1 pseudogene is annotated in these 331 nt (G+C 71.3%); it reads left to right on the forward strand.

From position 1 onward, the window contains the following. Window positions 1-331 (forward strand): annotated as a pseudogene (locus ADK55_RS22325) (2-oxoglutarate ferredoxin oxidoreductase subunit alpha); the annotation flags it as partial.

Consider the following 331-nt stretch of genomic DNA (forward strand, 5'->3'; position numbering starts at 1 on the left):
CGTCTCCTACGAGGTCGCCCCCGCGACGAAGTCGTTCCCGACGGGCACCTACCGCAACATCTCCGGGAACCTGGCCCTGTCGTACGGCCTCATCGCCGCGGCCCGGCAGGCGGACCTCCCGCTGTACCTGGGCTCGTACCCGATCACCCCGGCGTCGGACATCCTGCACGAGCTGAGCCGGCACAAGAACTTCGGCGTACGGACCTTCCAGGCCGAGGACGAGATCGCGGGCATCGGCGCGGCCCTGGGTGCGGCGTTCGGCGGCGCCCTGGGGGTCACGACCACCTCGGGTCCGGGGGTGGCGCTGAAGTCGGAGACGATCGGTCTGGCG

Origin of the sequence: Streptomyces sp. WM4235, from assembly GCF_001279725.1 — a bacterium.
Lineage (GTDB): Bacteria > Actinomycetota > Actinomycetes > Streptomycetales > Streptomycetaceae > Streptomyces.